The 26,632-nt window shown below is 48.5% G+C and carries 25 protein-coding genes; 16 read left to right on the top strand and 9 right to left on the bottom strand.

Annotation, left to right across the window (positions count from 1 at the left end; translation table 11 throughout):
• Window positions 1-100: 100 nt before the first annotated feature.
• The 4 genes from AC5JR3_RS01760 to AC5JR3_RS01745 all read right to left on the bottom strand — a co-directional run bounded on the left by AC5JR3_RS01760 (window position 101) and on the right by AC5JR3_RS01745 (window position 5,666).
• The gene (locus AC5JR3_RS01760) at window positions 101-1,162 is read right to left on the bottom strand and encodes a hypothetical protein (protein ID WP_495842429.1); all 1,062 of its coding nucleotides are present in this window, start codon (window positions 1,160-1,162) and stop codon (window positions 101-103) included.
• A gap of 135 nt (window positions 1,163-1,297) precedes the next feature.
• Entirely contained in the window at window positions 1,298-3,154 is a 1,857-nt protein-coding gene (locus tag AC5JR3_RS01755) for an energy transducer TonB (protein ID WP_495842427.1), read from the bottom strand.
• A 747-nt stretch (window positions 3,155-3,901) separates the two neighbouring features.
• On the bottom strand, window positions 3,902-4,852 hold the full coding sequence (locus tag AC5JR3_RS01750; protein WP_495842425.1) for an arsenic resistance protein: 951 nt from the start codon (window positions 4,850-4,852) through the stop codon (window positions 3,902-3,904).
• 151 nt (window positions 4,853-5,003) lie between these two features.
• Window positions 5,004-5,666, bottom strand: coding sequence for a class I SAM-dependent methyltransferase (locus tag AC5JR3_RS01745; RefSeq protein ID WP_495842423.1), 663 nt, complete (start codon window positions 5,664-5,666; stop codon window positions 5,004-5,006).
• A 368-nt stretch (window positions 5,667-6,034) separates the two neighbouring features.
• On the opposite strand from AC5JR3_RS01745, the gene AC5JR3_RS01740 reads away from it, so the two are divergent.
• Complete coding sequence (locus AC5JR3_RS01740) at window positions 6,035-6,661, top strand: methylmalonic aciduria and homocystinuria type D protein (RefSeq protein WP_495842421.1); 627 nt, start codon at window positions 6,035-6,037, stop codon at window positions 6,659-6,661.
• Between the two features lie 153 nt (window positions 6,662-6,814).
• Window positions 6,815-8,104, top strand: coding sequence for a Glu/Leu/Phe/Val family dehydrogenase (locus AC5JR3_RS01735; protein ID WP_495842419.1), 1,290 nt, complete (start codon window positions 6,815-6,817; stop codon window positions 8,102-8,104).
• Window positions 8,105-8,175: 71 nt separating this feature from the next.
• On the opposite strand, the gene AC5JR3_RS01730 is transcribed toward AC5JR3_RS01735, so the two are convergent.
• The 3 genes from AC5JR3_RS01730 to AC5JR3_RS01720 all read right to left on the bottom strand — a co-directional run bounded on the left by AC5JR3_RS01730 (window position 8,176) and on the right by AC5JR3_RS01720 (window position 10,684).
• A complete protein-coding gene (locus tag AC5JR3_RS01730) occupies window positions 8,176-8,322 on the bottom strand; it encodes a hypothetical protein (protein WP_495842417.1) in 147 nt (48 codons plus the stop codon).
• 25 nt (window positions 8,323-8,347) lie between these two features.
• A complete protein-coding gene (locus tag AC5JR3_RS01725) occupies window positions 8,348-9,412 on the bottom strand; it encodes a potassium channel family protein (RefSeq protein WP_495842415.1) in 1,065 nt (354 codons plus the stop codon).
• A 129-nt stretch (window positions 9,413-9,541) separates the two neighbouring features.
• Window positions 9,542-10,684 carry an MFS transporter gene (locus tag AC5JR3_RS01720; RefSeq protein WP_495842413.1) on the bottom strand — a complete coding sequence of 381 codons (1,143 nt, stop codon included), beginning with the start codon at window positions 10,682-10,684 and terminating at the stop codon, window positions 9,542-9,544.
• 198 nt (window positions 10,685-10,882) lie between these two features.
• Between AC5JR3_RS01720 and AC5JR3_RS01715 the strand changes: the two genes are divergently transcribed.
• From AC5JR3_RS01715 to AC5JR3_RS01700, 4 genes are all read left to right on the top strand, one after another.
• Window positions 10,883-12,073: an RNA-guided endonuclease InsQ/TnpB family protein gene (locus tag AC5JR3_RS01715; protein ID WP_495842411.1), complete on the top strand. Its 1,191-nt coding sequence runs from the start codon at window positions 10,883-10,885 to the stop codon at window positions 12,071-12,073.
• 122 nt (window positions 12,074-12,195) lie between these two features.
• A complete protein-coding gene (locus AC5JR3_RS01710; RefSeq protein WP_495842409.1) occupies window positions 12,196-13,260 on the top strand; it encodes an aromatic ring-hydroxylating dioxygenase subunit alpha in 1,065 nt (354 codons plus the stop codon).
• A 279-nt stretch (window positions 13,261-13,539) separates the two neighbouring features.
• A complete protein-coding gene (locus AC5JR3_RS01705) occupies window positions 13,540-14,820 on the top strand; it encodes an aminotransferase class I/II-fold pyridoxal phosphate-dependent enzyme (RefSeq protein WP_495842407.1) in 1,281 nt (426 codons plus the stop codon).
• Between the two features lie 225 nt (window positions 14,821-15,045).
• Window positions 15,046-16,176 carry a hypothetical protein gene (locus AC5JR3_RS01700; protein ID WP_495842405.1) on the top strand — a complete coding sequence of 377 codons (1,131 nt, stop codon included), beginning with the start codon at window positions 15,046-15,048 and terminating at the stop codon, window positions 16,174-16,176.
• A gap of 123 nt (window positions 16,177-16,299) precedes the next feature.
• On the opposite strand, the gene AC5JR3_RS01695 is transcribed toward AC5JR3_RS01700, so the two are convergent.
• Complete coding sequence (locus AC5JR3_RS01695) at window positions 16,300-16,956, bottom strand: transposase (protein ID WP_495842403.1); 657 nt, start codon at window positions 16,954-16,956, stop codon at window positions 16,300-16,302.
• 112 nt (window positions 16,957-17,068) lie between these two features.
• Between AC5JR3_RS01695 and AC5JR3_RS01690 the strand changes: the two genes are divergently transcribed.
• Window positions 17,069-18,028 (top strand): NAD-dependent epimerase/dehydratase family protein, encoded by a 960-nt coding sequence (locus AC5JR3_RS01690; RefSeq protein ID WP_495842401.1) that lies wholly within the window; start codon window positions 17,069-17,071, stop codon window positions 18,026-18,028.
• A gap of 20 nt (window positions 18,029-18,048) precedes the next feature.
• Here the strand turns inward: AC5JR3_RS01690 and AC5JR3_RS01685 are convergent, their stop codons facing one another.
• Window positions 18,049-18,756 carry an ABC transporter ATP-binding protein gene (locus AC5JR3_RS01685; protein WP_495842475.1) on the bottom strand — a complete coding sequence of 236 codons (708 nt, stop codon included), beginning with the start codon at window positions 18,754-18,756 and terminating at the stop codon, window positions 18,049-18,051.
• A 398-nt stretch (window positions 18,757-19,154) separates the two neighbouring features.
• On the opposite strand from AC5JR3_RS01685, the gene AC5JR3_RS01680 reads away from it, so the two are divergent.
• The 9 genes from AC5JR3_RS01680 to AC5JR3_RS01640 all read left to right on the top strand — a co-directional run bounded on the left by AC5JR3_RS01680 (window position 19,155) and on the right by AC5JR3_RS01640 (window position 26,520).
• Window positions 19,155-19,850 (top strand): hypothetical protein, encoded by a 696-nt coding sequence (locus AC5JR3_RS01680; RefSeq protein ID WP_495842399.1) that lies wholly within the window; start codon window positions 19,155-19,157, stop codon window positions 19,848-19,850.
• Between the two features lie 98 nt (window positions 19,851-19,948).
• Complete coding sequence (locus AC5JR3_RS01675; protein ID WP_495842398.1) at window positions 19,949-20,869, top strand: NAD(+) kinase; 921 nt, start codon at window positions 19,949-19,951, stop codon at window positions 20,867-20,869.
• Between the two features lie 142 nt (window positions 20,870-21,011).
• The gene (locus AC5JR3_RS01670) at window positions 21,012-21,539 is read left to right on the top strand and encodes an aldo/keto reductase (protein ID WP_495842396.1); all 528 of its coding nucleotides are present in this window, start codon (window positions 21,012-21,014) and stop codon (window positions 21,537-21,539) included.
• An 87-nt stretch (window positions 21,540-21,626) separates the two neighbouring features.
• Window positions 21,627-22,061, top strand: a complete 435-nt coding sequence (locus AC5JR3_RS01665) for a WGxxGxxG family protein (protein WP_495842394.1) — start codon at window positions 21,627-21,629, stop codon at window positions 22,059-22,061.
• Window positions 22,062-22,108: 47 nt separating this feature from the next.
• The gene (locus tag AC5JR3_RS01660) at window positions 22,109-22,387 is read left to right on the top strand and encodes a WGxxGxxG family protein (protein WP_495842392.1); all 279 of its coding nucleotides are present in this window, start codon (window positions 22,109-22,111) and stop codon (window positions 22,385-22,387) included.
• A gap of 212 nt (window positions 22,388-22,599) precedes the next feature.
• A complete protein-coding gene (locus AC5JR3_RS01655; RefSeq protein ID WP_495842390.1) occupies window positions 22,600-22,803 on the top strand; it encodes a ChaB family protein in 204 nt (67 codons plus the stop codon).
• A gap of 49 nt (window positions 22,804-22,852) precedes the next feature.
• Window positions 22,853-23,335, top strand: a complete 483-nt coding sequence (locus AC5JR3_RS01650; RefSeq protein WP_495842388.1) for an HAD family hydrolase — start codon at window positions 22,853-22,855, stop codon at window positions 23,333-23,335.
• 308 nt (window positions 23,336-23,643) lie between these two features.
• Window positions 23,644-24,345 carry a Uma2 family endonuclease gene (locus AC5JR3_RS01645; protein WP_495842386.1) on the top strand — a complete coding sequence of 234 codons (702 nt, stop codon included), beginning with the start codon at window positions 23,644-23,646 and terminating at the stop codon, window positions 24,343-24,345.
• Between the two features lie 432 nt (window positions 24,346-24,777).
• Entirely contained in the window at window positions 24,778-26,520 is a 1,743-nt protein-coding gene (locus AC5JR3_RS01640; protein ID WP_495842474.1) for an ABC transporter ATP-binding protein, read from the top strand.
• Window positions 26,521-26,632 lie beyond the last annotated feature (112 nt).

Genomic DNA, 26,632 nt, shown 5'->3' with positions numbered 1-26,632 from the left:
ATTAGAAGTAAAGGACGCACTCTCGTACTTTCCCCATTTGCAGTAGCGCTCTTAATTGCCAATCGCTTCTTTCCTCAATCGTTGTCAATAACCAGGGAAACTACTGTTGAAGTTCCCCATTATTCCAATTTCCTTCCACACGGGTTTTGTCTGCAAAAATGTAGACACCTTGACCCTGTCTCTCACCGTTGCGGAATTCTCCTTTAAAGCTGTCTCCACTGGCATAGTTGCAGGTCGCTTGACCGTTTAACTGACCGTTGGCAAACTTTCCTTGGCAGCGATCGCCATTTTTAAACGTATAGACCCCAGTACCGCTAAACTTACCGTCACTAAACTCGCCTTCGTAACGATTTCCATTGGCTTCGGTGAAGACGCCTTTGCCGTTAAACTGACCCTCGCTGAATTTACCTTCGTAGCGGTTGCCATCGGCGAAGGTGTAAACTCCTTGACCCTGTGGCTTACCGTTGCTAAATTCCCCTTCGTAGCGGTTGCCATTGGCATATTCCCGGACGCCCTTGCCATTAAACTGACCATTGCTAAACGTTCCTTCGTAGCGCCCCCCTTCAGCGAAGGTATAGACCCCTTGACCATTAGGCTGACTATTTTGCAGTTCGCCTTCGTAGCGATTCTTGTTGGCGTATTCGCAAACCCCTTTGCCGTTGATCTGACCGTCGCTGATTTCTCCAGAGCAACGGTCTCCATTGGCTAGGATGAAGGCTCCCTTACCACTGGGACTGCCATCCGCGAACTGTCCCTCGTAACGACCTCCATCGGCTCTAATATAGGCTCCCGTACCGTGGGGCTGACCGTCACGAAACTCGCCTTCATAGCGATCGCCATCTGCATATACCCGGACACCTTTGCCGCTCGGCTGATCATCACTAAACTCGCCTTCGTAACGCCCTTCTTTGGCAAAGGTGTAAACGCCTTGACCTTGTTTCTTACCGTCTACAAAATTGCCTTCATAGCGATCGCCATTAGCATATTCGCAGACCGCTTTTCCCTGGAGGTTACCATTGCTCATTTCCCCTTCACAACGCCCCCCATCGGGTAACGTCACAACGGCTGCCACTGCTGGCAGTGAATTACCGATTATCCCGGCAATCTCTATGCTTGAAGCAATTAATAAGGTTATTCCGAAGCGCCCAATTGTCCGTAGCATAACTTTGACAAACCTCTACACTCTTTGATTTAGCTGAACTCTTGCTAGTTGTTGTGATGTTTATGAATTCCCTCTGGCGTTGCGTTTGGCTAAAAATTTGGTAACGCAAATCGACAGGAGTAGCGTCTATTTCACTTATTCACCAGGTACGGGGAGCGGAACTTCTTCCTGTTGTGCTTGGCGTTCCCGTTCCTGCTGTGCTTGGCGTTCCCGTTCCTGCTGTGCTTGGCGTTCCTGTTCCTGTTGTGCTTGGCGTTCCTGTTCCTGCTGTGCTTGGCGTTCCTGTTCCTGTTGTTCCTGTTCTAATTGCGCTTGGCGTTCCTGTTCCTGACGTTCCTGTTCTAATTGCGCTTGGCGTTCCTGTTCCTGACGTTCCTGTTCTAATTGCGCTTGACGTTCCCGTTCCTGATTTTCTCGTTCTAGTTGTGCTTGGCGTTCCTGTTCCTGTTGTTCTCGTTCGAGCCGTGCTTTACGTTCCCGTTCTTGGCGATCGCGCTCGTTCTGTCCTTGACGTTCACGGGCTTGACGGTCAAAATCAGACCCGGCGAGCGTAAAGTTAATCGTTACTCGAACCGCAACGCGCTTTCCGCCATCGGGTGCCGTAAACTTCATCTTTCTGGCAGCAGCGATCGCTTCTTGCCTAATTTGACTATTACCACCACCTCCGGCAATTTCCGAATCAACGACATTGCCACTTTGATCCACCACAACCCGAACAACTGCACTACCTTCTTCCCCATCCAGGACGGATGGATATTCAGGCGGACACCCACTAATGCAACTTACTCCCCCGTTTCCACCACTTCTTGGGGAGTCCTCTGTGTTACCCCTTTGATTCTCAGTTCCCTGTGGACTATTTCCTGACCCTGGTCGCGCCGGAGCTGAACGATTAGCGGCTACGGCTCCTCCGGGTGATGTAGGGTTAGCAATTGAATCGCCACCACCTGCTAAGGCAGTTTCAGAGGAACCTCCACCGCTCAAACTATCTCTAAATTGTCGGGAATCAGAGGAGGTACCTGGAAGTGCCTGGGAGGTACCCGTTGGTCGTGGGGGCGCTGAACGATTCGTTGCCACTGCTCCTGGCGATGCCGGGTTAGCGTTTGAGTCACCCTCGCCCGGAGATGTTGTTGATGGGGAGGAAGTGCCGCTCAGCCTTTCCCTAAGCTGCCTAGCACCAGTTGAGGCATCTGAAAGTAGTCCAGGAACTCCTCTAGGTCGTGGGGGTGCTGAGCGATTTGTTGCCACTGCTCCTGGCGATGTAGGGTTGGCAGTTGAGGAGTCATCCGTTGGTGACGCAACTGATTCTGATGGTTCACTCAAACGCTCTCTAATTTGCCTTGCGTCTGAGTCAGTTTGAAGCGGTTGAGAATTGCGAGTTGGGCGAGGAGGTGCGGGGCGATCGATTGCTACTGACTCAGAGGGTCTGATGGGGGCGGGTTCTGAGGCTTCAGCAATCGGTTCTTGGGGAGGTGTAATAACAGGTCTGGGTGCCCTTGTCGGTGGGATTGGCGGAGTTAGTGCGGCTGGTGCGGGTGGCGCGACGGGTTGAGGCGGCGCTGCTGGTAGATTGGGTGCAGGTTGCGCCACTGCTCTTGGAGGTGCGGCGGGGGCTGGGGGTGCAGGTTGAGCCACTGATCTTGAAGGAGCGGCGGGGGCTGGGGGTGCAGGTTGCGCCTTTTGTGTAAGAGATACTGTGGGAATTGTGGGCTGGGGTACTGGTGGCTTAGGAGCCTCAGTTTTAATGGGTTGCTGTGGCGTCGGCTCTGGTTTGGGAGTCTCTGTTAGCGGTTTTTCTTCGATTTCTGGTTCTTCAACCACAATGAATTCAATCGGCTCGTTAGCCAGTTCCGGCTGTTTCTCCGACAGCCAGCTTATGCCTAAACCAATTACCCCATGGAACACGGCTGAACCGACAAGGCTGATTGCCAGGAACTTCTTGAGAGCCTCTTGTTCCTTCTCGCGTTGCTCGATGCAGAAGCTTGAAATGCTCATGCCCTAAACACTTTCCCTAATTACCAGGCACATACCGTCTGAATCGCTCCAAATTATTGCACATAAGTTGCATTAAGTGTTAAACGATAAAATGACTGAGGTGTCATTGTCAAGAAAAAAACTTGAGATATCGCCGCAGTAGTATTCAGCAAAAACCCAAGAATCACAACACTTGTGTTCTTTAACACCTTGACAAATAATTTCAAATTTCTTGCACCATTTTGAGTTCTGAATTCTGGAAGCCTTAGGGTCAAAAGGATTCAGGGATTTAAATAGGGCAAGTTCAAATCTATTTGCGATTACTCTTGTTACAGTATTTTAAGCTCAAGCACTTGACGAAGACTTGCAATAAGTTTAGGCGTAGGCGTGGCGAAAATACTGTGACGATTCAGCCGGATGCAGAAATTGTACTCAACCGTCAGCCAGTTGAGCTAGAAGTTCTTGAAAACGCGGTGCGATATCTGGCTTGTACCCAACTCGGAGTCAGTTGCGATCGCTAATGCCATCAAATCGATCGGGGTCGGATGGTAAGGGGAGTTAACAGGAATGGCACTGACTTAAGCGGCAAATAGTTGTTCCTGAGAAAAACCCAGCTTGGGGGGCTTCCCCCCAAACCCCCCACTGGGGGATGAGTGCCTCCCCCAGACCCCCTGCACAAGGTTTGATCGGTTGGTTGTGAGGAATTTTCTTAAATCAGTGCTATTCAATTTAAAAGAGCGATCGCTGCTGACAGATGAGGGTTAGGGATTATCTTTTTTTAGGTCGGAGAAGAAGTAATATCTGTGAAACGACAAACAGGACAGGTAATTCGATCAAAGCTCCAATAACTAAAGCTAGAGCAATCAAGGGCTGTTCTGGAAAAGCGGATGTGGCGATCGCCAAGGAAATGGGTGAATTACGAGCAAGGGTTGTGCAATTAAAGCAAGCCACTTCTTCGTAGCTAAAGTGAGCTAAGCGCCCAATCAATTGACCTAACCAGAAGTTGATACTGAAGAACATTAAAACAGGGATCAGCATTTTCAATAATAACTCTGGTCGCTCAATCAAAATTTTTCCTTGTGAGGCAAACATCGCCGCGATCGCTACATAAAGAAATAGCAATTGATTGGCTGCGATTTTGAGTATAAAGCGATGCCAGGCACGATTTGCGGGTTGAATCAAACGCTTTGAGATAAATGCCAAAAGCATGGGAACGAATAAAACGAACACTACGCTCTCAAGCAAAATCACTGCATTAATATTTACCAGTTTATCTGCAAATATCAATAGATAAACGGGTAAAAGAATGACTTGCAATAGTAGATTCCAAGGAAGTAGAGCTGTGGCAAGGGCAACATCTCCTTGAGCAATGCTAGTGAAGATAAGATACCAATCTGTGCAGGGTGTGACCATCAACATGATCAGTCCTACCCAGATATCGGGAATATCCCTCAAGAAAATTGCTCCAAGTCCCCAAGCAAGAATAGGAGTCCAGAGAAAGTTTATTCCCAAGCTTAGCCCTGTAACTTTATAGTTTTGAAATGCAGTGGTTAAGCGAGTCAGTGAGATGTTCAGGAATATTCCATAGAGCATCACCATGAGGGAAGGAACAATCCAATAGATGGCATTTTTAGAGAACCAAGCCACTTGTCCCAACGTTAAACCCATGAAAATAGCAGCCACGATCCACAAAGATTGAAGCTTCTCAGTCCGGCTCAACGGAAACCTCCGTAGAATCTAGAGATACGAATCATGGAAATACTACATCCCAAAAGCTCTGGCTTCAGGTTTACGTGTTTTGCTAAATTCAGTAAACTGCACTTCAGGCAAAATACATATTGAGGCAGGTGAATCTCTACAAAATGGATATTTATGCTTTGAGTTCCGTTTTTGCTGTCCAGTGTCGGTCTGAAGACTGATAAATTTGCACTCCTTCTAAAGAAGCGGCATCAATAATCAGTTGCTTTACCTCATCTAAAGTAAAAGCAGCGTAAAGAGAATCTCGAAACAGCTTCTTTTGATGCTCGTCGTATTCCGTCCCAATTTCTTCTACAAATCGGTTGGCGATCGCTTCAGTTTCTGGACGCAGCAAATCGCGCAGAAAAATTGCTCCGTTAGGTTTGAGCACTCGCTTTAATTCTTTGAGAAATGGCAAAGGATCTGGCAAATGGTGAATCAAACTATTGGAAATTACCAGATCAAAGTAGCGATCGCCATAGGGTAATTGCTTGGCGTCCACGGCTTCTAAGGTAATTTGTTCTTGCAAGCCAGCTTGCTCAACATTTTTAATGCCAAGTTGCAGCATCGACTCCGCTAAATCGATGGCGGTAATCTGCCACTGCGGACGTTCCTGGCAAATCAAAATCGGAATACGAGCCGTTCCTGTTCCCGCATCAAGAACTTTGGCTGTGGTGGGGGCGAGGGTAATAACTTCTTGAGCAAAGGCGGTATTCACCTCAGTAAAGTCCATCGCATCATACTCCCTTGCTTCTTCTGGAGTATCCATCACCTCTGGTTCTAAGACTCGCTCCATCAACTCTCTCCGGTTAGCATGACCGTTTTATTATCTCAGTTCTCCTTAATACTGAAAGCCGGAAGAGGCGATCGCCTTTTCCCCGATTGTTTTTCTAATGTCGCGAGCGTCACTAAAAACAGTCTAGAAACTACAAAAGTCGCGAAACTTTTGTCGGTACTATGTCAGACTAGCTATTATTGCGTTACGTTCATTTACTGTTTCATCAAGGAGAATAATTCTTTTATTTACAGGCTTTTTATATTTTTAATCCGCCCAGGCATTAGCCAGTACCTTGCTGATCCAAAGTTTACTCGGCTTGCTATTCAATCTTTTTGAGCTGACCACTACAGTTACAGCACAAAGACATGAGGCAGTAATAAAAATCAATGTCTAAACGACAGGTCGTAGAACAAAAAAATCGTCGCCTACGCCAGCAACTTCTGGATACATCCCTGCACGACGAGCCGATTAATTTGGTGACAGCAACCGAACAGGAAGTACAAATTTCTGTGCATCAGCCAAGTTCTTTCATCGCTCAAAATCTGGAACAGGTTATTCCAGACTGGAATTCACCGGCTTTATGGGTGGTGCTTGTTTTGCAGCGATCGCAATACCCACTCTCTGAATGTACACCTGATGTTGAACAGGAAAAAGAGCGGCTGCGAGAAAAATTTTTGCGTTTCGGGTTTGATGTGGCGTTTAATTTGCGCGATTCCCAATTCTGGAGCGATTTAATCGACCCTCGGACTGGCTCTCCTTTACTTTCACGTCCTGGGAAAATCCCCCACGATGACACCGCTGTTGTTAATGCTTTGTTAGGTTTTCCGATCACCTACAATCGCTGCACAGTATTAGAGCATCCGACATGGGGAAGTGCAGTTTATCCGGGTACTTTGATGTCTTCTGCTTCTCCTGAAGTCATCAAGCCGATACTAAAAGCGATCGCGGCTTTACATGGCTGGAAGGAGCTAAAAAGCAGTCTGCAATCAACTCCAGAAGTCTCCGCATTATAGATAGCGATCGCCAATTTTGGCTATGAGAGCAATACCTCATAATATGACTAAAAACTGTAACAGATTTTACAAAAAATTAGATTTCTCCAGAGTGAAAGGCTAGGCTACGCCTATACATTCCAGTTCGCGGGTAAACCGCGATCGCGAGAAACTATGACCTCACCCTTGTTGCTACCGCTGGAAGCCCCCACCCCTGCCCATATCTGCCCCCTCAATCAAGCCTGTAGCTATCTAGAACAAGCGGCTCAAGAGTTAAACCTCGATTCTGGTGTGCTAACCATTCTGAGCTACCCGCGTAAGGTTGTTACCGTTTCCATCCCTGTGAAATTAGATAGCGGTGAAGTGCAAGTTTTAGCAGGACATCGGGTGCAACATTGCGATATCCTCGGCCCCTACAAAGGGGGAACTCGCTATCATCCCGCCGTCACCCTCCAAGAAGTGTCAGCACTAGCGATGCTGATGACCTGGAAATGTGCCTTACTAGGAATTCCCTACGGCGGTGCCAAGGGCGGAATCGCCTTAAACCCCTCCCACTATAGTGTCGGTGAACTAGAGCGAATTACCCGGCGCTACACCAGCGAATTAATTAAAGATATTGGCCCATCCGTAGATATTCCCGCCCCCGATATGGGCACCTCATCACGAGAGATGGCGTGGATCATGGATACCTACTCAATGAACGTCGGTCATGCCGTACCGGGAATCGTTACCGGAAAGCCAATTTCCATTGGAGGTTCGCGGGGACGGGAAATGGCAACGGGACGCGGCGTGATGATTATTGTGCGCGAGGCGTTGGCGCAGCAAGGTAAATCCTTGGCAGGAGCGCGAGTCGTCATTCAGGGTTTTGGGAACGTTGGCAGCGCGGCGGCGTTATTACTACAGGAAGCGGGGGCAAAGATTCTCGCTGTTTCTACCGGATCAGGTGGAGTTTATGCCAAAGAAGGGCTGGATATTCCCGCCTTAAAAACCTATGCCACTGCCAACCACAAACAGCTTGCAGGTTTCCCAGGCTCCGCAGCGATAACGAATGCTGAACTTTTAACCTTGTCCTGCGATGTTTTAATTCCCGCTGCTTTGGAAAATCAGATTACCGAAGAGAACGTGCATAAAATCCAAGCCTCGATCATCGCAGAAGCGGCAAATGGTCCCGTCAGCCTCAATGCAGACAAAGAGCTGGAGGCGCGAGGGGTGACAGTCCTTCCTGACATTTTGGCGAATGCTGGGGGAGTTGTGGTCAGTTACCTAGAGTGGGTGCAGGGTATTTCCTACGTGTTCTGGGATGAAGAGCGCGTCAACCAGGAAATGGAAGGTCTAATGGTGCAAGCCTATCACCAGGTCGTTCAACAATCACAAGCGCGGCAGGTGCCATTGCGCCTCGCCGCCTATACTCTGGGTGTCGGTCGGGTGGCGCAGGCTCTCACTGATCGAGGTCTTTACCCATAAGCTTGACGCATTTAAGGGTGAAGGGGGAAGTATGAAGTATGAAGGGTGAAGGGGGAAGTAAGTAGGTAGCCTTAATTACTTATAGGATTAGGATGGGAAGCGCGGCTCTTAACCCATGCGGGTGTTGGGTTTGGTTCTTCAACCCAACCGACAACATCTTCAGCAAGAAGTGCTAATCCCCAATCATCAACTTGCCAGCAATACCCTCTTAATTTCATCCTTCATACTTCACCCTTCATCCTTCTAACTGTGTTTTGGCGGACGTAGCCCGCGAGAGCGAATGGGAATTAGGATTTGGCTGAGGAGGCGCAGTTGCTCGGCGGTTCCCATGCAGATGAGTAAGTCCCCTGGTAGTAACTGCGTTTCGCCTGTGGGGCCACCAATGAGATTGCCGGACTCGCGACGAACTGCCAGCACTAAAGCCCCGGTTTGCGATCGCAACCGCGCTTCCCTGAGAGTTTGCCCGACAAAGGGACAAGCCGCCGGGTCGATCAAAAACTCTTCCATGTAAAACGAGCGATCCGCCCCCGTGAGAATCCCGTCAACAAAGTCCATTACCTGGGGTCTGAGAGCCGCCGCCGCCATCCGCCGTCCCCCGGTAATGTAGGGAGAAACAACCGCATCTGCCCCTGCCCGTTGTAGCTTTTGCAGGGCTTCTTCTGTGCTGGCTCGCGCGATCGCCCGAATTTTGGGATTGAGGCTTTTTGCCGACAGCACCGTGTAGAGATTTTCTGCATCTGATGGCAACGCCGCCACTAAACACACCGCCCGCTCAATCCCCACTTTCAGTAATGTCTCATCGAGAGTCGCGTCCCCTTGTACTGCGATGCCACCAATCTTTTCGGCTTCCTCAATTTGCTCTGCTTGGGAATCGATCGTCACAAACGGGATACCCTCAGCTTTAAATTCCAGGGCGATATGACGACCCGTGCGCCCAAACCCGCAAAGAATGTAGTGTTCCGCTAAAGTGTCTATCAAGCGTCTTCGTTGCCTTAATCGAATTCCTTCTTGAAAGTAGCCTTGAATCAAAGCTTCTGTAAACCGATTGACGATGTAACCAATGCTGACAACGCCCATCAAAATTAGAGAGATGGTAAATAGTCGCCCGCGATCGCCTAAAGGATTAGTTTCCGAATAGCCAACTGTCGCTAAGGTAATCACCGTCATATAGGCAGCATCCGACCACGACCAGCCCTCGACCAAGCGAAACCAAAGCGTACCAATCAAGGCGACACCAAAAAGCGCGATCGCTCCAGCAATTAGCTCCTGTCGCAGGCGTCGATATTTCTGCTCAAGGGTCGAGTACACCGATTTGATTTATCTCTAAGTGGTCACTGGTTCAAGATAACCGTTCCTCCCAATGCTCGGTGCATTTGGCAACACTAAACTGATTGCCAGGAAAAGCGATCGCCAAACTCAGCCTAAATAAATTCCCAACTACCGCCAGGGAACTAGTAGTAGTAATCCTGCAATCAAGGCAATGACCGCTGCTGCATAAAATACCGCATCCAAGCCGCTGTACCCCAACACCGGGCCAAGCAGGATAGGAGAAATAAACTGTCCTAAGAAACCCGCTCCGGTTCCAGCCGCCAAAACGCTAGAGCGTAATTTGGTAGGAGCCAAGTTTGCTAGGGTGCTGTAGAGGGTGGGCAAGACGATGCCGAATCCCATACCAAAAAATACGGCGGCTAGCAAAATCCCACTCAGTTGCTCTAGCACCGGGATAGTGCTTAGGGTGAGCGCCATTAACCCCAACCCCACGGCGCTGGCTTGTGCGGCTCCGATAGTCTTAGCCAACCATTTGGCAGCAAAGGCAGAAACAACCGCCGCTCCCACCGCTCTCGATGCTAGGACAATGCCGTTGAGGGTAGCGTCTGCCCCAATTGTCTGTTGGAGGTAGAGGGGCGCGTAAATGACGACGGCGTACATCGCCACAGAGGTCAGGCTCAAGGTAAGTAACAGACGCAGGGTATAGGAATCTCCGAGCACTGCCATCAGCTTATGGTTGCCTTGTCCCGGCTTATTCTGGGGCTGGGGTTTTTCCCGCAAAACCACAGCGGCTAGTATAGCCAAGGGTATCCCTAAGCCGTAGAGGTAAAAGGCATACTGCCAGTGCGTTGCCCCTACCCAACCGCCCAACAGGGGAAAGGCAATGCCTGTAATCGTCAGGGTACTGGTAGCGTATCCTAAGGCTTGCGATCGCCTTTCCCCTTCATACATACTCCCCAATAAACCCAGACTCGCCGCCGCAATGCCACCACTAGCTGCCCCTAGCAACCCCCGCGAGACTAACAGCGGCACCAGTGTCTGCATCCAGGCTCCTGCTATGCCAAATAGTGCGTAAAGGATCAGTGAAGGGATCAGCACCCGCAACCGCCCAACTTTGTCCGCCAGAATCCCTAAAGGTGGGCTAAACAGGGCAATTGTTAAGCAATGCAGGCTCACCAAGTTTCCGGCATAGGCAGGATCAAGGCGCAACTGTTGTACGATATCTGGCAAGACAGGAGCGACAACGCCTCCTGCCATTGTCGTGAGAGAACCTGCCGCCAGCAGTACCAACAACCTAGAATCGTTCAGCATTAAGGCAATACCTAAAATCTTTGTAAAAATAGCGTGACTTAAAATTATTAGATTGTTTGTGACGTAGTTTTGGTTCGTAATGACCGAAAAGATGGGATACAAGCCTCCCCCTTCTAGGGGGAATTTTGCTCCGGAATCTCATCAAGGATTCTGAATAAATGGTACTTTATTTATTCAGACCGGCTGTACAATGGTTGTATGTTGAATCTAACCTACGAGTACAAACTCATTCCGACCGAAGCGCAACGCGAAACTTTCGACCAGTGGCTTACCATTTGTCGCCAGGTCTATAATTTTGCATTGCGGGAACGAAAGGATTGGGTTAATTCTCGTAAGTGCGATGTCAACTCGTGCAGCATTAAGCAGGAATACATCATCCCTGCTGATACACCACGCCCAACTTTTGCTCGTCAATGTAAGTCATTGGCAAAGGCGAAGAAATTCATTCCTGAGTTGAAACTACCTCATACCCATGTATTGCAACAAGCGTTGCGTCAGTTAGAAGCTGCGTTTGTCGCCATGTGGGAGCGAGGTCACGGTTTTCCTAGATTCAAGAAGAGGATGCGCTCATTTGTGTTTCCTCAGTTGAACCGAGAATCAGTTAAACGATTTGATGGTGCCAATTGGGTCAACCTGCCTAAGATTGGCTTGGTCAAGGTGCATTTATCGCGACCAATTCCTGACGGATTTGAAGTCAAACAGATTCGCGTTGTTAAGAGGGCTTCTGGCTACTATGCCATGCTCAGTTTGCAGTGTGATATCGAAGTACCTCAAATCTTACCTTCAGGGCATGGATTAGGTATTGATTTAGGGTTAACGCATTTTCTGGCAACTTCTGATGGTGAATTGATTGATAGACCTCGGTTCTTTGTGGATGGACAACGCCAGCTGAAATCGCTGCAACGTCAACGGTCGCGAAAGAAAAAAGGCTCTAGAAAGTTTCGTCAACTCCATCATCAAATAGCCAAGCACCACGAATACATCTCGAACAGTCGCAAAGACTTTCATTTCAAAACAGCTCATCATTTATGCGCTCGAGGGCAAACTCTGTTTGCTGAGGATTTGAACCTCAAAGCCATGTCAGCCGGAATGCTTTCAAAACCTACGCTTGATGCAGGGTTTGGACAGTTTTTAAATATTCTGGGTCACGTTTGCTTTAAGCGAGGTGCATACTTCGCCAAAGTAGACCCCAATGGGACGAGTCAAACTTGCCCCAGATGTCAAACTCATACAGGTAAAAAAGAGCTGGGTGAACGGTTGCATCAGTGCGCTGAATGTGGATATGAGACGAATCGAGATGTAGCAGCCGCACAGGTGGTATTGCAACGTGGATATACAGCGGTGGGGCACATCGCAGGGAATTTTGGGGAGGGCAAGCTACATGAGTAGTCCCAATGAACCAAGAATCCCCGCTCCTTCAGGACGGGGAGTTGTCAAAAAAGATTGACTTTAGGTAACTTTGGAGGCTAAATAATATTTTCACTAAGCACAGGCAGGAGAGGCAGTGATTTATGGAACTGGCTACGACTTTAACCAGTCAGACGGTTCGGAATGTTGTTCGAGAAGTCGGCATTAATGCCAATCACTGGTATCCAGTCGGTTGGGCAAAGCAACTCAAGGTGGGTGAGATTATGCCCGTGAAGGTTTGGCAACAGGCGATCGCGGTTTACCGCGACACCAATGGTCAAATCCATGCCCTAGAAGATGCTTGCCCCCATCGAGGTGTAGCGCTCCACAATGGCAAAGTACAGGGTTGTAATCTAGCTTGTGCCTATCACGGCTGGGAATTTGATGAAAGTGGCAACTGTGTCAGTATTCCTTACCTACCAAAATCCCAAAAACTCCCCCGCGCCCAAGCCCGGAGTTATCCAGTTTTAGAAAAATACAATCTCATCTGGATCTTTCCTGGCGATCCTGCCCTAGCCTCCTCCCATCAGCTCCCCTCAATACCAGAATTTGATCAACAAGATCAGTGGTTAGTGGTGCCAGTAACTGCCTACTTTCGGGCACATTTTTCCATGTGCAACGAAAACACCATGGATGTGTTTCACGGGTTCTTGCATCAAAAATTGCAGGGCTGGTTTGATCCGGTATTAATTAGCCTCAAAGAGACAGATAACAGCGTCTGCGCTGAGTACAACGTCTCTTACAAAGGTCGGATGGCGAAGTTTTTGGGATTAAGCGATCGCGCCGATCAAGTCACCACCCTGCCCATCTCCATTCAATACCACTATCCTCACTACCACAGCACTCTCCAGGGCGTCTCGTCGTTATACCTGATGCGGTTACCGCTCGGAGCCACTGAAAGCCGCTCCTTTGCCTACTTTTTCTTTAAAGTCCGCCTGCCCAAATTTATCCTCAAACCAATCAAGCCCCTTTTACAAACCCTATTACAGCGCTTTGTTTTGCTAAAATTTCTTGCCCAAGATATCGAAATGGTTGAAAGCGAGCAGCAAGCCTACTTAAAAAATCCCCAACGGCGCTATGTAGAAATTAATCCGGCGATTATTGCCGTGCAGCGGTTAATCTTGCGGCAATACGAGCAGTATCTACGCGATGGGGCTGTTGATTCCTAGCGGTTTGTTAAATAAGACAAACCTCACTCAAGTGCTACATTATGCCTGTACGATCGACCACATCAAGCAACAATCCCAGAACGTTAACCAAGTTGTCCGGCTGTTAAGGTATAGAAGCTTCCGGGTGAGCGGGGTTCATGTATCAAGAAACACGAGCAGGGTTGCTCAATTCCAGTGTTTTGTGATACATGGCAATCGCAATTTAGCACGTGAAATATACTGAACGACTGACTCAGAGGGAATAGGTTATCTTCTGGAAAAGGTGAGAGGAGTAAATTCGTGCAAACTGTCAAAGAGTATGTTCAGCGCTGGTACGAGAGCGAACTCGACCCTGATGAGTATATTTGTCATCAGAAGCAGGGCAACATTGTCGAAATTGAAGATGCCGCAACGGGTCAGCGTCAAACCGTGCTCAGCTTCTGTACCAATGATGTTTTAGGTCTCGTTCACGAAGACGCCGTCAAGCAAGCCGCAATTGATGCCATTCTCAAGTATGGAACCTCCAATAGTTCTTGCTCCGTTTTGAGCGGTCGTATTGACTTACACCGCCAGTTAGAGGAGGAAATATCTGCCTTCAAGCATCTGCCCCACACCCAGCTTTTCCTGAATGCCTGGATGGCAATGCAAGCGATGGTAGATGCCTTCTGTCACTTAGCAATCCCGGTACCAGGATTTCAACATACCCGCGAGACGCTGATTTTGACTGACGTTCTCAATCATGGCTGCATCGTCTCCGCCGTTGTTAATGCTGGAACGCGATCGGGAAAAGTGTTCGGACATAGCCCCAGAGTCCGCGTCAAACCTTACCGCCACTGCGATGTCGAGAATTTAGCGCAAAAACTCCGCCGCTACGCTCGCCCGGATGACCGCATCCTGGTTGTATCCGATGCTGTTTTTTCAATGGATGGCGATATTGCACCCTTACCCGGGATGCTGGATGTCCTGCAAAACTATCCGGGTAGCGTGCTACTGATGGATGAAGCTCATGCCAGCGGTGCTATTGGGGCGACGGGAAGAGGCATTTACGAACATTTCGGGATGCTGCCCCAACAAGCCGTAGAACGGGGTGTGGTGCCCTTGATTATGACCACCTTCTCCAAATTTGCTGCCTCAGCCGGAGCGGCAATTAGCAGCCATGTGGCGGAACTTAAGCCTTTGTTGAATGTTTCTCCCACATCGATTGGCACGATTTCCTTACCCCCGCCAGTCACCGCCGCCGCACTAGAAAGCATCCGCCAGGTTCGCCAGCGTCCGGAACTAGTACAAACGCTTCAGGAAAGAACCCAGTATTTGCGATCGCGTCTGGCTGAGTTTGACTTTGTGGCAAGCGGAGAAACGAATGTTGTTCCCGTTATCTTGCCTTCAGAAATCAACCCCAAAATCTTTGCCAGAAAACTGATTACAGACTACGGTATTTGGATTTCTCCCATCTGGTTTATTGCTAAACCGCGATTGCGGATTACCGTTAATGCTCTTCATACTCATGAAGAAATAGACCGCTTAGTTGCTGCATTAGCGGCAACCAGAGATGTTTTGCACAAATCAACCATTAGTGCTTGATTAGTTATTCGCCACCTCCCTCACCTAGAAACTAGGATTAGTCACTTATACCCTCCTGAACGTTTGCTACAGATACTATGTGATTTCCCCTTAATAAGGGGGGTTAGGGGGTCGATTTGTAGTGCTATTTTATGAACTTGGTATTACCAACTTCAAAATATGTAGGGGCATGGTATATCATGCCCTTACCATAACCCTCTCACCGACTCAGCACGCAGGACTATAGTGATCGAGATCCGGCCTGTAACTACCCCCACAGAAAGCGAATTATTTCTCGATGTCCCAAAACGGGTTTATGGGAATGACCCCTATTGGGTGCCTCCCCTACGCAGTGACATAGCAAAGCAGTTTGCTCCGAGCAATCCCTTTTTCCAGTACGGGACGCTGCAACAATTCCTTGCCCTCGACTCATCCGGAAGCTCACCGCAAGCCGTCGGTCGCATTGTTGCAGCGATTAATCGGCGCTTGATTGAACGGGAAGGTCAAAACATTGGCTTGTTTGGCTTTTTTGAATGTATAAAAGACTTTTCTGTTGCCCAGGCTTTGTTCAACGCGGCAAAAGCGTGGTTGCACGAGCAAGGGATGACCAAAGTGCGGGGGCCAATCGATCTTTCAACCCACAATAAGTGTTTATTCTTGGTAGATGGCTTTGACTCACCACCGATGGTGATGATGCCCTACAACCCGCCCTACTATCCAAAATTTATTGAGCAGGACGGCTGGGAAAAAGCTAAAGATGCCTACGCCTACGACTTTCCTTTAGATAAACCCCTGCCAGACAAATTTGAAAAAGCCTATCAAATTGCCTGCAAATCTGGCGTTACGTTCCGTCCTTTGAGAACGAAAGGAGAAGGGTTTAAGCAAGACGGCATTAGTCTCTACAATCTCTTTAACCGAGCCTTTGCTAACAACTGGAGTTCTACTCCTCGCACTCAAGAAGAGTTTTTAGAAGAAGCCAAGTCCCTTCAAAGCTTGGTAGACCCTGATGTCTTTCCCATTGCTGAGTACAACGGTGAAATGGTCGGCTTCTGGATGGGACTCCCAGATTACAACATCGCCCTGAAGCACGTCGGCGGCAAGCTAGACTGGCTGGGAATTCTCAAATTTTTGTGGTATCGCCGTCAAATCGACCAAGGGCGGGTGGTTGTCATTTGTTCTTTACCAGAGTATCGCCGGAAAATGGTGCCTTTGGGGTTGATTTATTTGGGAATGCGAGGAGGAATTAAAAAAGGCAAGCCTTACAAACGAGCAGAACTCGGTTACGTCTACGAAGACAACTACCCCTCTCGTAAGCTGATTGAAGCATCTGGCGGCACAATTTATAAGACTTACCGCATTTACGAAAAAGCTCTATGAGCAGACAAATAGACTAAAAAACCTAGACATTCTTCAAGGAAAAGATGAGGAGGGGCTATGGTAATGAGTAGAGATACCCCGCCGGAAGACGCCTTACCAGGGGGCCTCTACGAGGGTGCGGTTTTACATGTACAAATTAGCGGGATTATTTTTGTCTAATTCCCATTTAAGCGGGTTGTTAAGGATGTATTCCCGAATATAGTGCAGAGATTCGTCATCCCTGATGATATGGTCGTAAAATCGGTCTTGCCAATTGAAATCATCAAATCCAGCTTCCCAGATTCGTTTGGTACAAGCCGTTTTAATTTGACCAAGAATTGACCCCAGAGATTTTGGCTTTAACCGTGATTTTCCCGTCCTCGTTGTAGAGACGTTCCGCTGGAACGTCTCCTCCGGGTGGAACGTCTCCTCCTGGAACGTCTCCTCCTGGAACGTCTCCCCCTGGAACGTCTCCTCCGGATGGAAAGAGACGCCCCACCGGGGCGTCTCTACGAGGGGTGGTGTGGGTTGATTTTTGATAATGATAATTCCGTGCAGGTGGTTGGGCATGATAACCCATTCATCCAATTCGATATAGGAACGAATTTGTGCTGTTTTCTGCCCTTCTTCAGCCACAATTTTGCCAATCGGTGAAAACTGCATTCTGTCTGCCACAACATCACCGAAAAAATATTCTCGGTTCTGGGTGCAGATGGTAACGAAATAGTAACCGTTAGATGTATAGTCCCAATTCTGGCATCGGGCAGATTCAATCCGATATTTGTTTTTGTATAAGGTCATAAGGGGAATTACGGATTGATCGTAGAGAGACGTTCCACCGGAACGTCTCTACAATTATTGATAGTCTATTTATCTCAAAATAAGGATTAAATGACTTGGAGCATAGTAAATAATGAAAGCGCTCGTAACTGGAGCAAACGGCTTTACAGGCTCTCACTTGGTACAAGCCTTAGAACAACGAGGCGATAAGGTTGTTGGTTTAGTCCGCAAGTCCAGCGATTTGTCGCGTCTTTCTCGCTCTCAGGTGCAGTTGGTTTACGGTGAAATTACTGACCGGGAAGCCTTGGAAGCGGCAATGGCAGGGGTTGATACGGTGTTCCATACGGCTGCCTATGTTGAGTTGGGGATAGTTGATGCCGCTCAGATGGAGCGGGTGAACGTGGAAGGAACCCGTGCGGTGCTGGAAACGGCGCAAGCGGCTGGCGTGTCTAAGATGGTGTATTGCAGCACGATTGGCATTTTTGGCGATACTCAGGGGCAAGTGGTTGATGAAACCTTTAAACGCCAACAAAAAGACTTTTCCTCCGCTTATGACCGCACCAAATATCTGGCTCAAGAGTTGGTCGATGGCTTTGCCGCTAAGGGGTTTCCCGTCGCGAGTGTTCTCCCTTCAGGGATTTTTGGGGCAGATGACCCCCATTTTGGCCCGGTGATGCAGCAATTTCTCAAGGGTGGATTGAAGGTTTGGGCAGGAGGCGATCGCGTTACAGGTATCGTCCATGTAGATGACTTGGTGGCGGCAATGATTCTCGCCGCCGAAAAAAGTCAGCCAGGAGAACACTATATTATTTCCGCAGGTGAACTTACTACCCGCGAAATGTTCAATTTCATCAGTCAAGAAAGTGGAGTCCCAGCTCCTCGCGAAGTCCCCAAGCCCCTAGTCCAATTAGCGGGAAATCTCCTCGATCCCATCGGACGCCTCTTCAACTGGCAACCCCCCATCAGTCGCGAACGCGTCCACTACATTTACGATCGCTGCGTCCGCGTAGATGCCACAAAAGCCCGTCAGGAGTTGGGTTGGCAGCCGCGTTCAGTGCAAGCAACGTTGCGGGAGATAGTCGCGGCTAAGTAGCGATCGCCCTCATGTTTGAGTTAACTCGTTTTGTGGATGTCCTGATTTTCCGTCTCTTTCAAGATGCCATCTTCTAAATAAGTAACGCGATCGGCAACATCAAGAATCCTCGGATCGTGCGTCACCATCAGCACTGTGCAGCCTTCTTCCTTTGCTAGCCGCCGCAGTAACTCAATAACCTTGTGTCCGCTCTGGGAGTCTAATGCGGCTGTGGGTTCATCTGCCATAATGATCCGGGGATGTCCGGCTAAAGCCCGCGCGATCGCCACCCGTTGCTTCTGTCCTCCAGACAAATCACTGGGCTTTTGATGGGCTTGCAGAAATAATCCCACCTGTTCTAAAAGAATTTGTGATTGCTGTTTGGCTTTCTCCCCACGGAATCCTTTGAGGTTCAACACCACTTCTACATTCTCGGCGGCTGTTAGAGCTGGAAACAAGTTGAAATTTTGGAAAATAAAGCCAATATTTTCTCGTCTAAACTGTGCCAACTGATTTCGAGACATCTTGGTAATTTCTTCTCCCAGCAAATACACTTTGCCTTGATCGGGTGTCAGTAGTCCAGCCAAGATGGACAGCAGGGTAGTTTTCCCAGAACCAGAGGGGCCCATCAAGATCTCGATGTCTCCCCGTTGAATTTCCAAGTTAATGTTTTTGAGAACCTGAATAGACTGATGTCCTGACTGAAATGCTATCTCTACGCCTTGGGCAACGATGGTTTTTGTTTCGATATTAGTTAAATCATTTCCGGTAAAGTCACCCCAGATTCGCTTTTTACTTTTAGTAGACACAGTATTGTTGAATTACACGCTTTATTTACTGTTTGAGTTTTGGCTAGGGCGAGGTGAACGTCAAGCCCGGTTGTGCCGCTAGGAGAGATTGTCCATTCTATCTCTGTAGCTGTAGTTTACTGCTCTCAAGTGCAAGTGACAGGAAAGCGAACAAACATTGCCAGGAACCTTTTTCCTAACTCAAGATGACCATCGACCGACGATTTTCAGGTGAAACTATCAAATAACCCTGGCATTTATCCCAACTATTACCTTGACAGCCTGACTTCAGTGGTGGGATGCAGGCGTGACGGCGGTAAAGTTGCTAGGCTCTTAAAAGTAAGAAACTCTAACGCCAAATGAATAAATACAAATGGGGTTCGCTGGCTGGTCTGCTGCTATTGATCACGAGTGTAGGGTGTAACCAAACAACGCCCCAAGCAACGGAGTCGCCCCAAGCCGTAATCTCACCCCAAGCGATCGCCTCGCCACAAACTACGGCTTCCCCTCAGCCAACCGACCCTTCAGCAGCGACACTGAAGGAAATTCAAGGCGATGGGGTTGCCTTATCGGTTCCGGCAAATTATGAGGGGGGCAATCCTAGTACTGATCTTGATGAAATTGCGGCAGATCTAAAAGCCATTGATCCAAATTACGAAGCCAGAATTCAGGCAATCGAACAAAATGCAGAGACGATCGCTTTACTCGCCTTTGATACCCAGCAGAGTAGTTCTGGCTTCATTACCAATGTCAACGTTAGTCAGCAAGAAGTCCCCGCCGGAATTACCTTAGAGCAATACCTGCAAACAGCAACCCAACAGCTCTCCACTCAGTACGACGTCCTTGAGCAAAACATTGAGTCTCAAGGTGAGTATCGGATGGGGAAAATTATTGCCCAACCCAAAACCGAGCAAGTCCCGATCAAGCAGCTTTTCTACGTGGTGCAACAAGGGGAGACCTTTTGGCTAGTGACTTACTCTACCACCCAAAGTGAATTTGACCAGCGTTTGCCCAACTTTGAAAAAAGTATCCGTACCTTCACCGTCCAATCGTAGAACGAAGGCTGAATTGATGGGGTTGCAACACAGAGCCTTCAGACTCTATACTTCAGCCTTTTGACAGTAAAGACTAGAACTTAGGCAGTGAGGTCAGCGTGCAGCTAAAGCAAGTCATTATCGTTCACAAAGCTGGGGATTCCCTCGGCAGAAGTTGGGCAGAAAAATGCGCCCGACAGCTAGAAAAACGCCAATGTAACGTCCTGATTGGGCCAAGTGGCGTACAGGACAATCCCTACCCCGTCTTTTTAGCCTCCGTGACCAAAAGCATTGATTTGGCGATCGTTCTGGGGGGCGATGGTACTGCTTTAGCCGCAGCACGGCACCTTGTTCCAGAAGGCATTCCCATTCTGGCGGTAAATGTGGGGGGACATTTGGGGTTTTTGACAGAACCCTTTGAAGAATTTAAGGATACTGAGTCAGTTTGGGATCGGCTACTAGAAGACCGCTATGCTATCCAGCGGCGGATGATGGTGCAGGCGGCAGTGTTTGAAGGCGATCGCACTAATACTGAACCAATAAGCGATCGCTTCCTGGCTCTCAACGAAATGTGCATCAAACCCGCTTCCGCTACCCGGATGATTACCTCCATTCTAGAGATGGAAATTGATGGGGAAATCGTTGATCAATATCAAGGTGATGGGCTAATTGTTGCTACATCCACAGGTTCAACATGCTACAACCTTTCGGCAAACGGGCCCATTTTGCACGATGGTATGGAAGCCCTCGTTATCACGCCGATTTGCCCTTTAAGTCTTTCCAGTCGTTCCCTCGTTTTGCCTGCGGGTTCCGTCGTCAGCATCTGGCCCCTAGCCGATTACGAGCAAAGCACAAAGCTATGGATGGATGGTGTTATGGCAACTTCAATCGCCACAGGACAGCGGGTGGATGTGCGTATAGCCAATTGTCGAGCGAAATTTATCATTCTGCGCGAGAGCTATTCTTACTACCAAACCCTACGAGATAAACTGCAATGGGCAGGGGCAAGAATCCACTACAGCAATAACCACCGTAGCTAATGGCTTGAGCGTTTACTGAACGCTTAAATTGGTTCACTTCAATTTAGACCTGGGGCTACTCTTGGGGAAACCTACAATCACACCTAAACCGAGTGAGATGTGACTCAGTTAACTACTATTCTCACCGTTGGTTCACAAGGTGATGTGCAACCCTACATCGCCCTTGGTCTTGGTTTACACCCGTTTCATTGGGGCGCAGATGTACTACTCGTTGTTAGGTCGCGATCTTGAATACGAAGTCGTTCCTTTTATTGAAGAGGCAGGTATTGGCGTGCTGGTCTGGAGTCCCTTGGCTGGCGGTTTCCTGAGTGGGAAATACACCAGAGAGAACCCAACACCAGAAGGAGCGCGTCTCAACAACTTCCAACTTCCGCCTATTGATGTCGAGAAAGGCTACGATGTCGTCGATTTGCTCAAAACTATTGCACAGCGCCACTCGGCTTCCCCCGCCCAAGTATCGCTGGCTTGGATACTGACGAAGCCTTTCATTTCATCAATTATTATTGGTGCAAATAAAATGTCGCACTTGGAAGATAACTTGAGTGCGGTGGAACTGAATTTGTCTTTGCAGGAAGTGGAACAACTTGATGAACTGACCGCACCCCAAGCGATCTATCCCGGTTGGATGCAAGGGATGGGTTGGGATGCAAAGGTTAAACAAGCGCTATAGCCTTAAAAGAGCAGGAAATAGGCTAAATCTAGATCCCAAACTTCTTTAGGAAGTCGGGGATCTAAGCAGCAAGTTTGGCTTAAGTCAATGCCCAATTCAAGTCTAGATATTTTACTAACTTTATCTCTTTCCTTAGCAGTAATTAAAAACCGTCAAGCTTACAGCTTAAGACTGACGCGACGAGGAGAGGAAGCCAATAAGCTTCTAGATATAACAAGACCTTATTTGGGAGCTGACAAAGCCATGAAACGCTTTAACTTATCGAAAGTAGCCGGATCGGCAATTCTCGCAACCAGTCTGGCAGTTATGCCCCTGACGTTGCCTGCTGGCGCTCAAACGGGTGTAGAACCAGGCGTTGACGCCGTAGAAATAGAAAGTGAAGATGATGGTTTTGACTGGGGCTGGCTAGGTTTACTTGGTCTGCTAGGTTTAGCTGGGCTAGCTGGCAAGAAGCGCAAAGAGACTACTCATTACCAAACTACCGTAGACCCTAGCACTCGGACTCCTTCTGACTATCGATAAACCGGAAATCATCGTATAACAAGACCTTTTTTGGAACTAACAAAACTATGAAACGCTTTAACTTACCAAAACTAGCCGGATCGGCAATTCTTGCAACTAGTCTGGCAGTTATGCCCCTGACGTTGCCTGCTGGCGCTCAAACGGGTGTAGAACCAGGCGTTGACGCCGTAGAAGTAGAAAGTGAAGATGATGGTTTTGACTGGGGCTGGTTAGGCTTACTTGGTCTGCTAGGTTTAGCTGGGCTAGCTGGCAAGAAGCGCCAAGAGACTACTCATTACCAAACTACCGTAGACCCTAGCACCCGGACTCCTTCTGACTATCGGTAAACCGGGAATGATCAAAGAGTAGAGGTTTATTTCCTGTTAGGTAAATGTGCTAAATTCCTAGGGGCGAATAGTTGTTCGCCCCTATTTGTTTGGCTAACTAAACTGAAAATTGCTGAAGTGAAGTGGTGAGTGTGAAGAAAACACAACCCTAGGAAACACTTAGAACTCAAAATTTAAAACTATTGCTCATTTAACAGTTGAAGAGTATATTTATGCCTTATCAAAAACTTGAAGACCTACCAGATTCAGTTAAAAACCACTTACCCAAGCACGCCCAAGAGATTTTTCGGGCGGCGTTTAATAGTGCTTTGGATGAGTACGACGAAGAAGAAAATGCCTTTCGTGTCGCTTGGAGTGCGGTGAAGCGAGATTACGAAAAAGGAGAGGACGGAGATTGGCATAAGAAACCGGAATAGTCCCTCTTAAAATTAAATTTGATTCGCTCAATCTGAGGAGAAAAAACTAATGCGCTACCTTGCATTGGCTAGCGACTATGATGGTACGCTGGCACAGGATGGTCGGGTAGAGGAAGAGACATTAGAGGCGCTTGAGCGTCTGCGAGACTCTGGGCGAAAATTAATTTTGGTAACGGGACGACAGCTTGATGAGCTGCTTAATGTGTTTCCTGAGATCGAGTTGTGCGATCGCGTTATCGCTGAGAATGGAGGCTTACTCTACCGACCCGCAACAGGCGAGGAAAAACCGCTAGCGGAGCCGCCATTAGAGGAATTTGTTAGAGCCTTGCAGGAGCGAGGGGTTGACTCCTTGGGGGTGGGACGGGTCATTGTTGCAACTTGGAAACCCTATGAAACTACGGTGCTAGAAACAATCCGCGATTTGGGATTGCAACACCAAGTAATTTTGAATAAAGATGCGGTGATGGTGCTTCCTTCAGGGGTAGATAAAGCCTCTGGACTTTGTATTGCTTTAGAGGAGTTGATTGGGTAACTTCAGGCGATCGCGGTGCGGGTGTCGTCGAACTAATTGATCAGCTACTCCTCAAGGATTCGTGAAGGTGAGAACCCCGACTTTTTAATAAAAGTTGGAGTTTTGAAGCATTGGCATCTCACAAATTCTTGGAAGAAGCGATTAAGTAGCAGGAGCTAATTAATCGTAGGGTTAGTAGAGTTAACGAGCTTGTTGGGTTCTGCCAATTATTCTTTAGACGAGGAGCGATCGCCAAAACCCCAAGCCGAGATCCTCTCAACAATTGCTACGATTAAAAGCTAAGAGTTAGGAAGGCTGGGCGGTCATTTATGGTTCCTCAAGTCACTTCGCTTCCCACTTCAAAGATCATCTATCCCGATAGTGATGGTCAGCCGATGTCTGATAACACCAAACAATTTCGCTGGATCGTTGTCGTGCAGCAAAATCTGGAATGGTTGTTTGCGGACAATCCCCAGGTATTTGTGGCTGGAGACTTATTGTGGTACCCCGTTAAGGGCAATCCCAAACTGCGTCAAGCACCAGATGTAATGGTTGTCTTTGACAGACCTAAAGGCGATCGCGGTTCTTATCAACAATGGAATGAGGAGGATATTGCCCCTCAAGTAGTGTTTGAGATTCTCTCTCCTGGCAATACCCTCACCGAGATGAATAAAAAACAGGTGTTTTACGACCGCTACGGGGTTGAAGAATACTATCTCTACGATCCGGAACGCAACGATTTAAGCGGCTGGTTGCGATCGCCAGAACGCTTAGATGTGATCGACCCGATCGCCAATTGGGTGAGTCCACGCCTAGGCATTCGCTTCGATTTATCCGGAGAGGAATTAGAGTTAATTCGTCCAGATGGAGAACGCTTTGCAACTTATGTAGAGATTCAACGACAGCTTGCTCAACTGCAAGCTAGAGTGCTAGAAGCAGAGTCTTTATTGGAACAGGAACGACTTCGCGCCGAACGCTTGGCACAACGGCTACGCGAGGCAGGAATTGACCCTGATGCGATAGAGACGTAATTCGCCAAAGTCCAGTTAAGTCGTAAGATTAGCGCGATCGCTAAAACACGAAGCTGAAATCCTCTAAAGTTTACAGTCGGGGCGTACCTCTGCGTTCGCCCTTCTGCTTATTCTCAAAGCGATTCCCTACGGAACGCTACGCGATCGCTCTCCAGCAAATTCCAATTCCCGCATTACCCCGGACGAGCGTTGTTAGTCGCCAAAGAATGCGATCGCCCCTTCAAAACTCCCCCAAAAGAAAGGAGAAGAGACGATCGCTTCTTCTCTCAAGCTCTAGAATTAAACTACTCAAAGCCAGGTCTAGGCTGATTCTGAGGAATTAAGCGAGGCAATACCAGTATAAAAAACCCGGTGAATCAGAATAAAGCGCGATCGCGTCGTTCCCCAACGCAGAAAACTCTGCCCAAATCAGCGCCACCCTTGAAGCGCCTGATGTACTACGGACGCAACCATCGTACCCACATGTGGCAGGCGATCGCCTGTTCAATTCTCAACAAAATCTTTGACCTCGCGCCCCCAGCGTTAATTGGTGCGGCGGTAGATGTCGTCGTCAATCAACAAGATTCCCTAATTGCTCAGTTTGGCGTCACCGATGTCACCCAGCAACTGTTGATCCTTTCCTTCCTCACCTTAATTACTTGGGGCTTAGAGTCTATTTTTCAGTATGCCTACGCGCGGCTTTGGCGGAACCTGGCGCAGACGATTCAGCACGAGTTACGTCTGGATGCTTATAGCCATTTGCAATCCCTAGAACAAGAGTTTTTTGAAGAACGCAGCACGGGCGGCTTGATGTCCATTCTCAACGATGACATCAACCAGCTAGAGCGTTTTTTGGATGTGGGAGCCAATGACATTATTCAGGTAACTACAACAGCGATCGTCATTGGTACAACGTTCTTTATTCTTGCTCCCAGCGTTGCTTGGATGGCGGTGCTGCCAATGCCGTTTATCCTTTGGGGTTCGATTGCTTTTCAGCGTCTGCTTGCGCCACGTTACGCAGAAGTTCGCGAGAAAGTCAGTCTCCTAAACGGACAACTAGCAAATAATCTATCTGGCATCACGACAATTAAAAGCTTCACCGCCGAAGACTACGAAATCAAACGGATTGAAGTGGAAAGCGAGGCTTACAGCCAGAGTAACCGTCGGGCGATTAAATTTAGTGCGGCGTTTGTGCCGTTGATTCGCATCGTCATTTTATTTGGCTTCACAGGGATTTTGTTCTACGGCGGATTGGAGGTGATCGCCGGAAGACTGGCGGTTGGGACTTACAGTGTATTGGTATTTCTGACGCAGCGCTTACTTTGGCCTTTAACCCGCTTGGGAGAAACCCTCGATCAGTACCAACGGGCAATGGCATCAACAAATCGCGTCATGAATTTACTCGATACACCGATTGCTATTCATTCTGGAGACAAGTCGCTTCCGGTTAGCTTGGTGCGGGGTGAGCTGGAGTTGCGGGATGTCACCTTTGCCTACAACGGACGCGACTCGATTATCAAGCATCTCTCACTGCATATTCCGGCGGGGAAAACGATCGCCATTGTCGGTGCCACGGGTTCAGGGAAAAGCACTTTAGTCAAGTTATTATTAAGGCTATACGAAGTACAAGGGGGTGCTATAACCCTTGATGGCATCGAACTGCAAAACATCAAGCTACAGGATTTGCGTCGAGCCATTGGCTTAGTCAGCCAAGATGTCTTTTTATTCCACGGTACGGTTAGGGAGAACATTGCCTACGGCAGCTTTGACGCCACCCTCCCGGAAGTAATCGCCGCCGCAGAAATTGCCGAAGCTCATGACTTTATCCGGCAACTTCCCCAAGGTTACGACACGCTGGTTGGGGAACGGGGGCAGAAATTATCAGGCGGGCAAAAGCAAAGGTTAGCGATCGCTCGTGCTATTCTCAAAAATCCCCCGATTCTGATTCTCGATGAAGCCACATCAGCGGTGGACAATGAGACAGAAGCGGCAATTCAGCGATCGCTAGAGCGGATTATTCAGAATCGCACCACGATTGCGATCGCTCATCGTCTCTCTACCGTTCGCAATGCCGACTGCATTTATGTGATGGAGCAAGGTAAATTGGTAGAGCAGGGACGTCACGAAGAATTGCTCGATCGAGAGGGAATTTATGCCAGCCTCTGGCGCGTACAGTCCGGAATTCGCACTCCTTGATATGGCTCGCAGAGCATTAATTACTGATACAACCACCCTAATTTAATGGGTGAGATTTAAGGAACCATAGAGGACACAGAGAGAGAAGAGACAATCTCGTTAAGGTTAATCG

The organism is Kastovskya adunca, assembly GCF_059505785.1.
This window is presented reverse-complemented; position numbering and strand designations above follow the sequence as displayed.

Coding starts and splice junctions, on each gene's coding strand:
- AC5JR3_RS01760 (WP_495842429.1), bottom strand. CDS start 1,162: ATGCTACGGACAATTGGGCGCTTCGGAATAACCTTATTAATTGCTTCA.
- AC5JR3_RS01755 (WP_495842427.1), bottom strand. CDS start 3,154: ATGAGCATTTCAAGCTTCTGCATCGAGCAACGCGAGAAGGAACAAGAG.
- AC5JR3_RS01745 (WP_495842423.1), bottom strand. CDS start 5,666: ATGGAGCGAGTCTTAGAACCAGAGGTGATGGATACTCCAGAAGAAGCA.
- AC5JR3_RS01740 (WP_495842421.1), top strand. CDS start 6,035: ATGTCTAAACGACAGGTCGTAGAACAAAAAAATCGTCGCCTACGCCAG.
- AC5JR3_RS01735 (WP_495842419.1), top strand. CDS start 6,815: ATGACCTCACCCTTGTTGCTACCGCTGGAAGCCCCCACCCCTGCCCAT.
- AC5JR3_RS01730 (WP_495842417.1), bottom strand. CDS start 8,322: ATGAAATTAAGAGGGTATTGCTGGCAAGTTGATGATTGGGGATTAGCA.
- AC5JR3_RS01720 (WP_495842413.1), bottom strand. CDS start 10,684: ATGCTGAACGATTCTAGGTTGTTGGTACTGCTGGCGGCAGGTTCTCTC.
- AC5JR3_RS01715 (WP_495842411.1), top strand. CDS start 10,883: ATGTTGAATCTAACCTACGAGTACAAACTCATTCCGACCGAAGCGCAA.
- AC5JR3_RS01710 (WP_495842409.1), top strand. CDS start 12,196: ATGGAACTGGCTACGACTTTAACCAGTCAGACGGTTCGGAATGTTGTT.
- AC5JR3_RS01695 (WP_495842403.1), bottom strand. CDS start 16,956: ATGACCTTATACAAAAACAAATATCGGATTGAATCTGCCCGATGCCAG.
- AC5JR3_RS01690 (WP_495842401.1), top strand. CDS start 17,069: ATGAAAGCGCTCGTAACTGGAGCAAACGGCTTTACAGGCTCTCACTTG.
- AC5JR3_RS01680 (WP_495842399.1), top strand. CDS start 19,155: ATGAATAAATACAAATGGGGTTCGCTGGCTGGTCTGCTGCTATTGATC.
- AC5JR3_RS01670 (WP_495842396.1), top strand. CDS start 21,012: ATGTGCAACCCTACATCGCCCTTGGTCTTGGTTTACACCCGTTTCATT.
- AC5JR3_RS01665 (WP_495842394.1), top strand. CDS start 21,627: ATGCCCAATTCAAGTCTAGATATTTTACTAACTTTATCTCTTTCCTTA.
- AC5JR3_RS01660 (WP_495842392.1), top strand. CDS start 22,109: ATGAAACGCTTTAACTTACCAAAACTAGCCGGATCGGCAATTCTTGCA.
- AC5JR3_RS01655 (WP_495842390.1), top strand. CDS start 22,600: ATGCCTTATCAAAAACTTGAAGACCTACCAGATTCAGTTAAAAACCAC.
- AC5JR3_RS01650 (WP_495842388.1), top strand. CDS start 22,853: ATGCGCTACCTTGCATTGGCTAGCGACTATGATGGTACGCTGGCACAG.
- AC5JR3_RS01645 (WP_495842386.1), top strand. CDS start 23,644: ATGGTTCCTCAAGTCACTTCGCTTCCCACTTCAAAGATCATCTATCCC.
- AC5JR3_RS01640 (WP_495842474.1), top strand. CDS start 24,778: ATGTACTACGGACGCAACCATCGTACCCACATGTGGCAGGCGATCGCC.